We start from the raw sequence: 12,615 nt of genomic DNA on the forward strand, positions 1-12,615 counted from the left end.
CCGGTGGCCACCCGCATGCGGGGGTCGTTCGGCGCCACCTCGAAGTCCACTGAGGACACGAGCTGGCCCAGGACGGTAGCCAGCTCCAGCCAGCCGCGGCCGGTGGTCGAGTGGAGGGTGAACACCGCCATCCGCTTGCCCGCCGGGTCGATCACGACGGCCTGGAGCTGGCAGCCCGACGGCAGCTCGGACCGCGTCGGGCCCTCCACCAGCAGCCGCTCCGCGATCACCACAGGGTAGCCGCGCTCGGTGCGGGAGTCGGTGACCTCGCGGATGTCCGGGCCGCCGGCGTCGGCGAGGTAGTGGCGCAGCTCGGCCGCCGCGTCCGGGCCGAGCGGGGTGTCCGCGGTGACGACCATGCCCACCAGGATCGCGGGGTCGGCGCGCGGGTGGGCGACGACCGCGACGAGGCCCGCGCCGTTCGCGTGGGCCAGTTCGGCGGCGTCGCGGGCGGCCAGCGCGATGCCGGGATCGTGCACGGAGTCGCCGCCGCGGACGTCGATGATGGCGTCGGTCAGCGCGCGCTCGGTCGCCTCGACCGACTGCACGGACACCGGGGTGATCCCCTGGATCGCGGCGAGCCTCACGACTCGCCCTGCAACGGGGTCTCGCCGAGCACGATCAGCTCGCCGGAGGGTCGCAGGCCCCCGGACAGCGCGCCGGCGAACGCCGACCCCGCGCCGCCGGGCACCTCGGCCGGACCCGCCCGGGGCGGGCGCAGCAGCCCGCCGAGCGCGGCCGACGTCCGGGACGCCGAGCCCAGAACCGCGGCCAGCGCGCGAATCCCCGGGCTCTCCGCGGCCCGCGGCGCCGGGGCGTCGCCGCTGAGCGCGGCCACCTCGTCGGCGACCGCGTCGGCCGCCCGCCGGTGCTCGCGCTCCAGGTCACGCGCCTCGTCGAGCACCGCCGCGAGCGCCGACTCGAGGTCGGCGACCCGGCTGGTGGCACCGGACAGCTCGATGCTCGCCCCGGCCGCCGCGGACGGCGTCGCCGCGAGGTCGAGCGCGTTCTGCCGGTCCTGCACGGCATCCCGGGCGTCGTCGAGCTGGCGGCGCAGCCGTACGGCCTTCGCGTCCAGCTCCTCGGTGCGCCGCTTGTCGGCCGTCAGCGTGCGGGCCCACCCCTCCAGCACGGCGACCGCGTCCCGCAGCCGCCGCTGGGTGGCGTCGAAGTCGGCCGGGGTGGCGTGCAGCCGCGCGCGGAAGGTCTCCGCCGCCTCGCCCTGCCAGGCCGCCGACTGCCGCTCCGCGTCCCGCAGCGCGGGCTCGACCGTGCCGAGCGCCGAGTCGGCCGAGGTCAGCTGGGCGATCGCGGCGTGCACGGCGTCCAGCCGGCCGGGCGTCGGGTCGAACTCCAGGCCCCGGTAGGTCACCAGCGGTCACCGCCCGCGCGGCGCAGCCCGTCGAGCGCGGCGTCGTCCAGCGCGGCGTACCGGCCGCCGATCGACTCGACCAGCGCCGCGTCGTCGGCGACGGCCCGCAGCACCGCGGTGAGCTCCTGGCGGGTGCCGGCGATGAGCGCGCCGACCGCCCCGTCGAGCCGGCCCGGCCCCAGGTCCGCGCAGCCGTGCAGCTCGCCGACCGCGCCCGACACGGACTCCGCCGCGGCGCCCAGCACCCGCGCGGTGACCCCGATGGCGGCCGGATCGGCCTCGAACCCGGACATGGCCGCCTCCTCGACTCCGAACTACGCCTTACGCGCCGAACACCGGAGGATAGGCGGGCGGCAGGTCCTCCAACAGGTCGAGGCCGTCGTCGTACTTGTTCTTGTGCTCCTTGTCCTCGTCGCCGCCGGCACCCGAGCCGAACGGCAAGCCGCCGAACGCCCCGGCACCGCCGCGCGCGCCGGCCCCGAGGCCGCCGGGACCCGCACCAGGGACGCCGCCGACCATGCCGCGCCCGGCGAGCGCACCGGGACCGACCCCGCCGGCTCCCGCACCGGCGCCGTAGCCGGGGCCGGTGCGGACGACGTCACCGCTGTTGCCGGACAGGCTGCCGATCCCGCCGCCGAAGCCGGTGCCACCCGGGCCGCCGGAGCCGGACCCGGTGGAGAAGCTGGGGTCGGCGAAGCCGGCGGCCGTGGTCGTGCCGTACGGGTCGGTCGCGCCGCCGACGCCGACACCGGCCCCGGGCGTGCCGGGCGGCGGGTAGCCGGGCTGGCCCGGTCCGCCCCCCGACGGTGCACCGGGCGCAGAGCCGGCCGGCGGGGGCGTCCATGCCGCCGCGGGCCTGGTGGTGGGCGTGGCGTCGCTGAAGTGCGGCATCGAGTCGTGGACGTCCTTGCTCCGCGACTCGTAGCTCTCCATCACCGCGACGGCCTCGGCCTTGCGCTCGCGCGCCGCCTGGTGGCTCACGATGCCGTCGGAGAGCAGCTGCTTGAGGAACACCGCGTCGCTCGGGCCGCCGGTCATGGTCACCGTGTACCCGTCGCGGAAGTTGCGCTCGGCGCTCGCGTACGCCGGCTCGGGCATGGTGTGCCGCGCGTGGATGACCGCCTCGGTGTAGTTGGACATGCCGGCCGCGATCTGGGTGGCGGTGTGGCTGGCGGTGCCCGCCCACTGCATGAGCTTGGTGTTCGCGGCGGCGGCGCTCACCGCGGCCTGGCCCTGCCAGTTGCCCATCACCCGCTCGACGACCTTCTGCACCTGCCCGGTGGTGGCCTCGATGCTGCCGGCCAGCGCACTCCACTGGCCGGCCCGCTCGGACATCCTGCCCGGGTCGGACTTCATGATCATGTCGTAGAGCTGGTAGTGCTCGTAGACGTCCCAGTTGACCTTGCCGAACCGGGAAGCCTTGCGGTTGCGGTGCTTCTCGTCCGTGCGGCGCCCGGCCCGCTGGATCGCCTTCTCGCTCGGCTTGTGCGCCTCCCGCCAGGTGCGGTGCTCGCGGTCGCGGTCGTAGTCGTCGGGCACGGTGTACATCAGCCGACCTCCCCGCCGAAGCGGTCCATCTGCCGCCGCAACCGGTCGGCCGCCTCGCCGTCGACACCCTGGTAGGTGCCCAGCGTCTGCAGGATGGCCGACCGCACGTCGCCCAACTCCCGGATGTAGTCGGCGAGCGCGGCCTGCACGCCGCCCTCCATGTCGGCGCGGTCGAGGAACGCCTTGCGCATCGGCCCGGTCACCGGGCTCGTGCCGTCGCCGAGCGGCTCGGACAGCTGGGCCGCCGCGCGCAGCTGGGTGAACAGCTCGTCGTGCAGGTCACCGAGCTCCCGCTCGGCCTGCACGAGCGCGTCGAAGTCGGCCGCGATGCCGTCCATGCCGGTGCCGGTCGCGCCGTGCTGCGGCGCCGCGCCGACCGTGATGTCCGGCGCGACATAGGCCGCGTGCCTGGGCCGCTTGTGCTCGCCGTACAGCTCCTTCGCCTCGGTGAAGCTGTCCACCCGTTCGCGCGCCATGCGCTACCTCCACCCGGATCCCTGCCTGCTGGGTATCAGCCTGGCCATACTGACGTGCGCGGACCAGCAAATCCAGCGCCTTGTGCACAACTGGTCACAATCGCGACTCAGGTGAACAAGCGCGCCGGGAGCAGCAGCCGCGCCAGCTCGTCGGCCAGTGCCGAGGAGCGTTCCAGTGCCGGCGTCACGACGTCCAGCACCGAAGGGAGGCCGTTCTCGTCGGTCCGATCGGGCCGGTCCCCGTCGATGGCGCACCTCCTCGCTCCGCCACCCATCCCACCCGCCGGGCCCGCGCCCGCCCAGCGCGGCTGCACAACCGGGCACGGCGACGACTCATCCGGGCAACACGCGGGCTCTCAGCGAGCCCGAACTACGCTGTGGCGCGTGAGTCGCGTACCCCCGCCGTGGCCTCCGGTCGAGGTCGAGCAGCCGGACCGGCATCCGGACGCGCCCGCGCCGGGCAGCGAGCTCGGCGTGCACTACGCCTACTGCTTCGGCTGCGGCGACGAGATCGAGCACGGGCTGCACCTGCGGACCGAGGCCGGCGAGGGAAAGACGATCCTCGCCCAGTTCACCGTCACCGACGCCCACCAGGGCGCGCCGGGCCTGGCCCACGGCGGCCTGCTGGCCTGCGCGTTCGACGAGGCGCTGGGCGCCACCGTGGGCCAGCTGCTGCGCCGGCCCGCGGTCACCGCCAAGCTCGAGACCGACTTCCTGCGGCCGGTGCCGGTGGGTTCCATCCTCCACATCGTCGGCAGCCTCGACGGGATCGCCGGGCGCAAGGTCTACGCCAGCGCCGAGGGCCGGCTCGACGCGCCGGACGGGCCGGTCGCGCTGCGGGCCAGGGCGCTGTTCGTGATCGTCGAGTTCAGCCACTTCACCGAGCACGGCCGCGCGGAGGACCTGCGTGCGGTGGCCGAGGATCCCAGCCTGCTGCGCCAGGCCCGCTTCGACATCAACCCCTGACAGGAGCGCCCGATGTTCGGCGTGGTCCTCAGCGCGCTGGTCGCGCTCATGCACTACTACCTGTGGAAACGGCTGGTCAAGGACACGACGGCCAGGGGTGGGTGGCGCCGGGCCGGCTCGGTGGCGTTCGTGCTGCTCGCGCTGCTGGTGTTCGCGACGCTGACGCTGGGCCGGTCGGTCGCGCCGGGGGTCGCCCAGTGGTTCACGTGGCCGGGCTACATCTGGTTCGCGATCGTGGTCTACCTCTTCCTCAGCACGCTCGTCCTCGAGCTGCCGCGGCTCGCGCTGCGCGGCTGGGTGCGCCGCCGGCCGCTGGAGGCCACGGCCACCACCGACGCGGCGCCGGTGACGCCCGCGCCGCCGCCCGCCTCGCGCGAGGTCAACGAGAGCCGCCGGCTGTTCCTGGCCCGGAGTGCCGGGCTGGTGGCCGGGGCGGCGTCGGTCTCGCTGGTCGGCGTCGGCATGGCCAACGCGCTCGGCCCGCCCGACCTGCTGCGCGTGCCGGTGGGGCTGCGCCGGCTCGACCCCGCGCTGGCCGGCTTCCGCATCGCGGTGGTCGCCGACATCCACCTGAGCTCCATCCTCGGCCGGTCGCACACCGAGCGGATCGTCCGCATGATCAACGCCCAGTCCCCGGACCTGGTGGCGATCGTCGGCGACCTCGCCGACGGCACGGTCGCCGAGCTCGGCCCGGCCGCAGAGCCGCTGCAGGACCTGGTGTCGCGGGAGGGCAGCTTCTTCGTGACCGGGAACCACGAGTACTTCACCGAGCCGGACGCGTGGGTGCGCGAGCTCGAGCGGCGGGGCGTACACACCCTGCGCAACGAGCGAACGACGATCACCCGCGGCGGCGGCGCGTTCGACCTCGCGGGCGTCACGGACGTGACCGGCCGCTCGCACGACGACGCGCCGGACTTCGGCAAGGCACTGGACGGCCGGTCCGCGGACCGGCCGGTGGTGCTGATGGCCCACCAGCCGGTGCAGGTCTCCGACGCCGCGTCGCGCGGGGTGGACCTGCAGCTGTCCGGCCACACCCACGGTGGGCAGCTGTACCCGTTCCACCACATCGTCTCGCTGGCCCAGCCGTCCCTGGCCGGCTTGTCCAAAGTGGACAACACCTGGCTGTACGTGACCCGCGGCGCCGGCTTCTGGGGCCCTCCGGTCCGCGTGGGCGCGCCCCCGGACATCACGATGATCGAGCTGCGCCCGGCATGACTCGCCCGGCGCCGGGCCCGAACCGCCGCCGCCGGCTGGTGGCCGCCGACCTGGCCGCGGGACACTAGGTGACAGTGCGGGGGCGGATCGCGTTGGCCTTGTCGACCAGCTCGTGGCGTTGTTCCGGCGTGCTCGCCAGGCGGGCGAGGGCGCGGTAGCAGCGTTCCAGGCCGAACCGCAGCTCGCGTTCGGACAGGCGGCAGCCCAGCACCATCCGGACGTCGGAGTTGTCGGCCGCGGCGCCCGGGCGCCCGGCGCGCACCCAGCTGTACGCGGCCTCCAGCACCTCCGCGGACAGCGTCGTGCGACGTTCCGCGTCCAGGGCCAGCCGCTCGAGCCGGCGGGCGGCGTCGTGCAGGTCGTGCTCGCCGACCTTGGCGACCTCGTCCGCCCGGGTCTTGATCTTGATGGCGGCGACCTGCGCGGCGACGTGGTGGCTGGAGGTGTCCGGCACGGCCTCGAGCACCTCGATCGCGCTCGCCCGGGCGCCCTGCGCGAGGTACACCCTGGCCAGGCCGAACGCGGCGCTCACCCAGGACCGGTCGGTGCGCCAGACCAGCTCGTAGTACCGCGCGGCGCCGAAGTAGTTGCCGGCGTACTCGGCGCTGACCGCGAGCGCGAGCTTCGGCGGGATCTCGCCAGGCACCGCGTCGTAGACCTTCTCGAACGCGGCGGTCGCGTCGGCCGGGCGGCGGGTCGCGATCGCGATCAGGCCCTGGTACCAGTCGGGTCGCCAGTCCGCCGGGTCGGTGACGAGCCGGCGCGCGGCCTCGAGCTCGGCCGCCGCGCCCCGCAGGTCGCCCAACTCCAGCCGGGCGCGCACCATCCGCAGCCGCACCTCGATGGAGTCCTGCGGCGCGGAGGCCAGCGCGGCCACCATCTCGGCGGGCTCGGTGGCGGTGATGCTCGCGAGCGTGCTGGCCGCGTGGTCGTGTGTGTCGACCATCGGCAGCGGCAGGATCGACGCCACCTCCTGCGGGTTCGGCGACGGCAGCGACCCCCGCTCGCCGACGACCATGCCGGAGCCGAACGTCCTGGTCTCGAGCGCGAACACGGTCGACGCGCCGGGCCGCGGCCGGCCGGTGCCGAGCGCCATCACCTCGCGCAGCACGCCGGTGAGCTGGTCGGCCATCTCCTCGGCGGAGGTGAACCGCAGCGCGGCGTTCTCGTGCGTCGCGCGCTTGAGGACCCGGTGGTAGGAGCCGAAGAGCGCGAACAGCGGCTCCTCGTCGGGGCCGGGCAGCGTGTACTTGTGCCGGGTGGTGTAGCCGGCGAACTCGATGGAGAGCACGGCCAGCGTGCGGCCGACGGTGTAGATGTCGGAGGCGACCGTGGCGCCCTCGGTGGCGAGCTCGGGCGCGCTGTAGCCGAGGGTGAAGAACAGCGGGCTCTCGTAGTCGTCGGTCTGCCGGACCGCGCCGAGGTCGATGAGCTTGAGCTGCTCGCCGGACTGGATCACGTTGTCCGGCTTGAGGTCGCAGTAGAGCATGTTGATGCTGTGCAGGTAGCCGATGGCCGGCAGGATCTCCAGCCCGTAGGCGATGACCTGGCCGATCGGCAGCGGGTCGGCGCGCCCGGTCTCGCGGTGGTGCTCGAGGGCGAGCTGGCGCAGCGACTGGCCGCCGACGTACTCCATCACGATGTAGCCGACGAGGTTGCCGGTGTTCGGGTCCGGGTGCTGGACGAAGTTGTAGATGCGCACCACGTTCGGGTGCTCGACCTCCGCCAGGAACCGCCGCTCGGCCACCGCGGACGCCATCGAGGTGGCGTCACCGGTGTCGATCATGCCCTTCAGCACGACCCACCGGTCGGAGACGTTGTGGTCCTTCGCCAGGTAGATCCAGCCGAGGCCGCCGTAGGCCAGGCAGCCGAGGACCTCGTACTGCCCGCCGACGAGGTCGCCGCGGAACAGACGCGGCCGGAAGTTGAACGGCGTGCCGCAGGCCGCGCACTCGCCCTCGGTGGCGCCGGGCTTGCCGTCCTTGCCGCGGCCGACCTCGGTGCCGCAGTTGCTGCAGAAGCGCTTGTTCTCGCTGACCGCGGGATCCGTGAGCACCGCGGAGGCGGGATCCTTCACGGGGACGACCGGCACCTCGACCAGCCCGGCACCGAGCCGTCCCCGCCCCGACGTCCGCGACGACGTTCGCCGGCCGGTGCCGGGGAACGAGCTGGATCCCGTGCTGTGCGGGCTTTCCGGCGCGGCCGGCTTGGGCGGGTCGATGCTCAGCGTCTGTGGTGACTCGCCCAGCACGCTGGTGGGCTGCGGCTCGTCGTCGGCCAGCGCGGTGGGCGGTCGCACCCCTGGCTGCCGCGGCAGCACGTCGGGCATGGGGATGTTCTGCCCCCACGGGGTCCCCGGGCCGGGCCGGCCGTACTGCGGACCACGCTGCCCCTGCGGGGGAAGGGGTTGGCTGTACATCAACGGCTGCGAGACGGTCGACTGCCCAGCCGGCGGTTGCCCGGCCGGCGGTTGCCCAGCCTGGCCGGGGTAGGGCTGCCCATACGGACCCGGCTGACTCTGCTGAGGCTGCCCAAACGCCCCAGGCTGACCCTGCTGCGGCTGACTCTGCTGATGGCCGAACGGCCCCGGCTGAGGTTGACCCGGCTGAGGTTGCGACGGCTGCGACGGCTGCGGCTGCCCAAAGGCTTGCGGCCGAGGCCCCGGCCCGGGCTGCGGCGGGCCAGGCCGGAACTGGCCGGGCTGGCCCTGCCCAGGCTGCGACTGACCAGACTGCGACTGGCCGGACTGCGACTGGCCAGATTGCGACCAGCCAGACTGGGGCTGGCCAGACTGCGACTGGCCAGACTGCGGGTGACCGGACTGTGACTGGTTGCCTTGCGGCTGCGCGGATTGCGGCTGTCCCGGTGCCTGCACCGGCTGGAAGAAGTTCGTCGGCTGGGCCGACTGGTCGGCCGCCTCGCGGGCTTCCGGTTGTCCCTGCTGCGCCGCGGCCGGCTGGCCCGCCGCCCCCTGCGATCCCTGTCCCACCGGTTGCCCCCCTGCTCGCTGCTGCCCGCCCGCCTGCCCGGCTCCCTGCCCCGGCGCCACCCCACCGGCGCCCGTCCCACCAACCGGCGCCCCACCAACCGACGCCCCACCAACCGACGCTCCGCCAGCCGGCGCCCCGCCAGCTTCAGCACCCGGCGTCCCACCACCGGCCGTTCCCCCAGCCGGGGCCGAGGAGTCCGGCTTGCGGTGGGCGCCACGCCGGCGTGCCTCGTCCTCCCCGGTCAGCTCGTCCGGAGTTCTGAACCAGCCGGTGCCGTCGGCGGCCTGCTCGGTCGCCACCTGGTGTAGTCGGGACGCCTGCTCCTCGGCCAGCCGGCGCAGTCGCGCGGCCTCCGGGTCGGCGCCGGCGGGGCCGGTGGCGCCGGTGACGACGGCGGGGCCGGCGGGGGCGACAGCGATGCCGCACGCCGTGCAGTTGCCGTCCACCACCTCACCGGTGCATCCCGGCCTCGGGCACCTGGTCATCCCCACCTCAGTCCCGGTACCTGGGCGTCGGCGGCCGCGGCCGCGGCTCGCCCGTGCGGCCCAGCCACCGCTCATAGCTCGCCGCCCACGCGCCGGCCGCCACGGACTGCGCCAGCACCCCGTTGACGAACCGCACCATGTCCTCGTTCCCCTTGGGAATCCCGATCCCGTATGGCTCGTCGGTGAACCGCGGACCGGCCATCTTCACGTTCGGGTCCTGCGCGACCATCCCCGCGAGGATGGTGTCGTCGGTCGACATCGCGTCCACCTGGCCCTGCTGCAGCATGATCAGGCAGTCCGACCAGTTGTCCACCTGCACGGGGACCGGGTTCGCCTTGTGGTCCGCGATCGTCTTGATCGACGTGGATCCCTCGGCGGCACACACCTTCTTGCCGCCGAGCTGGTCCAGGCTCGTCACCTTCGACGCCCGGTCGACCAGCAGCCGCTGGCCCGCCGTGTAGTAGATGGCCGAGAAGTTGATGTCCCGCCAGCGCTGGCAGGTTGCCGTCATCGTACGTACGACGATGTGCACCTGCTTCTTCTTGAGCGCGTCGATCCGGCCGGCCGAGGTGACGACCTTGAACTGGACCTTGTTCGGGTCGCCGAAGATGGCCTTCGCGATCTCCCGGACCCGGTCGATGTCGAAGCCCTCGAGCGCGTTGGTGGTGGGGTTGCGGAAGCCGAAGAGGAACGTGTTCTGGTCGACGCCGGCGATGAGCTTGCCGCTGTCCTGGATCGCCTTCATCGTCGAGCGCGCCGGCATCCGGCCCGGCGCCGGCATCGGGCTCAGCGGCCGGAGGCTCTGCTGCGGGTCGCAGGTCGGCGCGGGCGCGGTGGACGTCGAGGGCGGCGCCGGGTTCTCCTGGACGCCGACCGGCGTGGGCCGCTCCACGGAGTCCACTGTGGCCAGATCGACCGGCTTGCCGCCGCCCGCGCACCCGGTGGCGCAGACGAGCAGCAACGACAACACCACCGCGACGCGCTTGTTCCTCACCGGTACTCCTGCAGTCGTTCCCTGATCCCCATTGTCACCCCGGCCGCGGCCAGCAGAGCCAGCACCGCGGCCCCCGGCACCAGGACGGTCATCGCCTCGCTGGCCCCGCTGGTCTCGTCGACGAACACCGCGCGGCCGTCGTTGATCGCCCGCAGCAGGTTGGCGTCGAGCTCGTTGAACGCGGTGGCCGCCCCGTTCTGGGCGTCGCCGATGGCCAGCGTCACCGCCTCCTGGTACTGACCGCTGTCGTCGAGCTGGCGCACCCGGTCGTGCGCGTCGAGCCACGCGGTCACGTTGTCCCGGGCCGCCTGCAGCGCGTCGGACGTCTCCTGGTTCGCGGCCAGGCCCTGGGCCCGGACCAGCAGGTTCTTCGCGCCGTCGCCGGAGACCTCGGTCGCGAGGGACTTCCAGTCCTTCTCGTACTCGGCGCCGTCGCCGCGGGCGACCAGGGTGAGCGTCTCGTTGGCCCGCATCTTGAGCGCGACGATGCGGGCCTGCACGGCCAGCTCCACCTGCTTGGTGCCGGCGTCCTCGCCGTTCGCGACCTTGGCCGACTCGACCAGCAGTGCGACCGTGCCCCACCCGAGCCCGACGACCACCGCGATGGTGGCGACGACCAGGCCGACGTTGAGCAGCCGGTTGGTGCGCCGGGTGAGGTACATCTGGGCGGCGACGAGCACGACGAGCAGCACGAGCACGAGGCCGGCGGTGGTCCACGGGAACGAGCGGGCCTGCGCCTGCTCGTCGGCGAGCCGGCGGAAGTCGATGGAGTACAGCTCCTGCGCGGCGGGCAGGAGCTTCGCGCGCATCAGCCCGGACGCCTCGCGGAGGTAGGCCGCGCCGGCGGGGTAGCCCTGCCGGTTGTAGGCCCGCGCGGTCTCGACGAGTCCGGTGTAGACGGGCAGCTGCTGGGCGAGCTGGTCGACCTGCGCCTCGGCGTCGGCCACGCCGGCGACGTCCGCGGACGCCTTCGCGAGGTTCGCGCCGGCCTGCGCGATGTCGAGCTCGTAGCGCTCGCGCAGCGCCGCGGGTGGGTTGCCGCCCGCGAGGAACGCGCTGGCCGCGGTGGCGTCGGCGTCGGACAGCGAGCGGTAGATCTGCTGCGACGCGGCGGCGAGCGGCTCGCGGTGGTCGACGAGGTTGTCGATCGTGGCCTGCTTCTGCTGCAGCGCGATGGCCCCGACGACGCCGGTGAGCAGCGAGAGCACGACGAGGCCCACGCCGATGACGAACAGCCGGCCGGCGGTGCCCGCGGCGGCGCGGCGGGCGCGACGGGCAGCGGTCGCCGGCATTCCCCATACTCTGCGTGCCCCCGCGCTGGTCGCCGCCTCGGGTGTCGCAGTGGTCACCATCGGTGAACCCGACGCAGTCTCCACGCCGGGAGAGTCAACACCACGGGACCCCTCATGACGTCCGCATTCCCCTCGCAGTTACCGGCCTGTGATTCGCAAACGAACTTAGTGCAGCGGCCGCCGGGCGGCCACCGTCGTTGTCACCCGCCACGTCCGGGTCTCGTCACGCCACGTAACAGGCACACGCTGTGACGAAACCGCCGTTGTTGACCTTTGCGTAATCGCTCGGTTGCGCTCTGGAATTCCGCAGGCCGGTCTGCGAATCTCAATGTGAGCGCCCGACACCCCGAAATGCCAGGTGAAGAAAATGGACACTCGCCCCAACCTCCAGCAAATCGCCTCTTTCTGCGGCGAATGCAGCTGCGGATGCCCGACGCTGTGGATCGACCCGGACGCCTTGCCCAGCAAGCGGGTGGAGATCACCGACGACTTCGGCCAGCGCATCCAGATGAGCCTCGCGCAGTTCGCGAACATCGTCGACGACGCGAAGAAGGGGACTTTGGACGGCTTGCTCCGTCCGGCGAGTTGAGCGCCGAGGTCTGGCTCCGCTGGGCCAGCACCGCCGCTTTTCTCGCGGTGGCCGGGTACTGCGTGGCCCGGCTCTCCGCGGCGCATCGAGCACCGGCCGCCTATCCCGGCCGGCATCGGGCCGTTGACATGGCACACGTGCTCATGGGCATCGGCATGGCCGTGATGGCTTCTCCGGTGGGTGGCCCGCTGCCGGCGGCCGGGTGGCAGGCCATCTTTCTCGTCGTCGCGGCGTGGTTCGCCGGCTCGTGGTGGCACGAGCGGCGCACCGGCCCACCGGCGTGGGACGGGATGGGGTGGCACGGCACCGGCCTGCACCACGCTGTCGCGGCGCTGGCGATGCTGTACATGCTGACCGCGATGCGCCCCGGCGGGCATGCCGGCGCGCATGACACGGCGCCCTGGTTGGCCGGCCACCTCGAGTCGCCGGGTCTTGCGCTGCCGGTCGTCGGGTGGGTGCTGGTGGGGTATTTCGCGGTGACGGCGGTGCTGCTGGTGGCCCGGACGGACTGGCGCCCCGGGCCGCCGACTGGAGAGTCGTCGATCCTGCTCACACCCCGGATCACCGCTTCCTGCCAGACGGCCATGGCCCTGGGCAACGGCTACCTCCTGGTGGCGATGCTGGCCTGAGCACCGCTCACCGTGGCATCCGCCGCCCTCCGCCACGAGCACCGCGCCTCGACGAGAGC

At 73.5% G+C, this 12,615-nt stretch carries 12 protein-coding genes; 4 read left to right on the forward strand and 8 right to left on the reverse strand.

The annotated features are described in order from the left end of the window. The 5 genes from VGD70_RS01325 to VGD70_RS01345 form a co-directional block, all read right to left on the reverse strand. On the reverse strand, positions 1 to 587 hold a 587-nt coding region (locus VGD70_RS01325), incomplete at its 3' end, for a hypothetical protein (RefSeq protein WP_331077219.1). Beyond that, positions 584 to 1,372 carry a putative T7SS-secreted protein gene (locus VGD70_RS01330; RefSeq protein WP_331077221.1) on the reverse strand — a complete coding sequence of 263 codons (789 nt, stop codon included), beginning with the start codon at positions 1,370 to 1,372 and terminating at the stop codon, positions 584 to 586. The genes VGD70_RS01330 and VGD70_RS01325, both read right to left, overlap by 4 nt. Beyond that, positions 1,369 to 1,665, reverse strand: a complete 297-nt coding sequence (locus VGD70_RS01335; RefSeq protein WP_331077223.1) for a hypothetical protein — start codon at positions 1,663 to 1,665, stop codon at positions 1,369 to 1,371. Before VGD70_RS01335 ends, VGD70_RS01330 begins: the two co-directional genes overlap by 4 nt. Before the next feature lie 28 nt (positions 1,666 to 1,693). Then, on the reverse strand, positions 1,694 to 2,920 hold the full coding sequence (locus tag VGD70_RS01340) for a PPE domain-containing protein (RefSeq protein ID WP_331077225.1): 1,227 nt from the start codon (positions 2,918 to 2,920) through the stop codon (positions 1,694 to 1,696). Beyond that, positions 2,920 to 3,396 carry a hypothetical protein gene (locus tag VGD70_RS01345; RefSeq protein ID WP_331077227.1) on the reverse strand — a complete coding sequence of 159 codons (477 nt, stop codon included), beginning with the start codon at positions 3,394 to 3,396 and terminating at the stop codon, positions 2,920 to 2,922. The genes VGD70_RS01340 and VGD70_RS01345 overlap by 1 nt, the downstream gene beginning before the upstream one ends. A gap of 384 nt (positions 3,397 to 3,780) precedes the next feature. On the opposite strand from VGD70_RS01345, the gene VGD70_RS01350 reads away from it, so the two are divergent. Further along, on the forward strand, positions 3,781 to 4,362 hold the full coding sequence (locus tag VGD70_RS01350; protein ID WP_331077229.1) for a PaaI family thioesterase: 582 nt from the start codon (positions 3,781 to 3,783) through the stop codon (positions 4,360 to 4,362). A 12-nt stretch (positions 4,363 to 4,374) separates the two neighbouring features. Continuing rightward, the gene (locus VGD70_RS01355; protein ID WP_331077231.1) at positions 4,375 to 5,577 is read left to right on the forward strand and encodes a metallophosphoesterase; all 1,203 of its coding nucleotides are present in this window, start codon (positions 4,375 to 4,377) and stop codon (positions 5,575 to 5,577) included. 64 nt (positions 5,578 to 5,641) lie between these two features. On the opposite strand, the gene VGD70_RS01360 is transcribed toward VGD70_RS01355, so the two are convergent. The 3 genes from VGD70_RS01360 to VGD70_RS01370 all read right to left on the reverse strand — a co-directional run bounded on the left by VGD70_RS01360 (position 5,642) and on the right by VGD70_RS01370 (position 11,398). Beyond that, the gene (locus VGD70_RS01360) at positions 5,642 to 7,996 is read right to left on the reverse strand and encodes a serine/threonine-protein kinase (protein WP_414637868.1); all 2,355 of its coding nucleotides are present in this window, start codon (positions 7,994 to 7,996) and stop codon (positions 5,642 to 5,644) included. Between the two features lie 1,063 nt (positions 7,997 to 9,059). Next, positions 9,060 to 10,046 carry a glutamate ABC transporter substrate-binding protein gene (locus VGD70_RS01365; RefSeq protein WP_331077233.1) on the reverse strand — a complete coding sequence of 329 codons (987 nt, stop codon included), beginning with the start codon at positions 10,044 to 10,046 and terminating at the stop codon, positions 9,060 to 9,062. Then, positions 10,043 to 11,398 carry a hypothetical protein gene (locus VGD70_RS01370; protein ID WP_414637869.1) on the reverse strand — a complete coding sequence of 452 codons (1,356 nt, stop codon included), beginning with the start codon at positions 11,396 to 11,398 and terminating at the stop codon, positions 10,043 to 10,045. Before VGD70_RS01370 ends, VGD70_RS01365 begins: the two co-directional genes overlap by 4 nt. A 307-nt stretch (positions 11,399 to 11,705) precedes the next feature. Between VGD70_RS01370 and VGD70_RS01375 the strand changes: the two genes are divergently transcribed. Both VGD70_RS01375 and VGD70_RS01380 read left to right on the forward strand, forming a co-directional pair. Then, complete coding sequence (locus VGD70_RS01375) at positions 11,706 to 11,927, forward strand: hypothetical protein (RefSeq protein ID WP_331077237.1); 222 nt, start codon at positions 11,706 to 11,708, stop codon at positions 11,925 to 11,927. Continuing rightward, positions 11,924 to 12,556, forward strand: a complete 633-nt coding sequence (locus VGD70_RS01380; RefSeq protein ID WP_331077239.1) for a DUF5134 domain-containing protein — start codon at positions 11,924 to 11,926, stop codon at positions 12,554 to 12,556. The genes VGD70_RS01375 and VGD70_RS01380 overlap by 4 nt, the downstream gene beginning before the upstream one ends. The last annotated feature ends 59 nt before the right edge of the window (positions 12,557 to 12,615 follow it).

The sequence above is a fragment of the Actinophytocola sp. genome (assembly GCF_036402745.1).
Classification (GTDB): Bacteria; Actinomycetota; Actinomycetes; order Mycobacteriales; family Pseudonocardiaceae; genus Actinophytocola.

Bases quoted from the DNA above. Each gene is read 5' to 3' on its own strand.
- VGD70_RS01335 (WP_331077223.1), bottom strand. From the start codon at position 1,665: ATGTCCGGGTTCGAGGCCGATCCGGCCGCCATCGGGGTCACCGCGCGG.
- VGD70_RS01340 (WP_331077225.1), bottom strand. From the start codon at position 2,920: ATGTACACCGTGCCCGACGACTACGACCGCGACCGCGAGCACCGCACC.
- VGD70_RS01345 (WP_331077227.1), bottom strand. From the start codon at position 3,396: ATGGCGCGCGAACGGGTGGACAGCTTCACCGAGGCGAAGGAGCTGTAC.
- VGD70_RS01355 (WP_331077231.1), top strand. From the start codon at position 4,375: ATGTTCGGCGTGGTCCTCAGCGCGCTGGTCGCGCTCATGCACTACTAC.
- VGD70_RS01360 (WP_414637868.1), bottom strand. From the start codon at position 7,996: ATGTACAGCCAACCCCTTCCCCCGCAGGGGCAGCGTGGTCCGCAGTAC.
- VGD70_RS01370 (WP_414637869.1), bottom strand. From the start codon at position 11,398: ATGGTGACCACTGCGACACCCGAGGCGGCGACCAGCGCGGGGGCACGC.
- VGD70_RS01375 (WP_331077237.1), top strand. From the start codon at position 11,706: ATGGACACTCGCCCCAACCTCCAGCAAATCGCCTCTTTCTGCGGCGAA.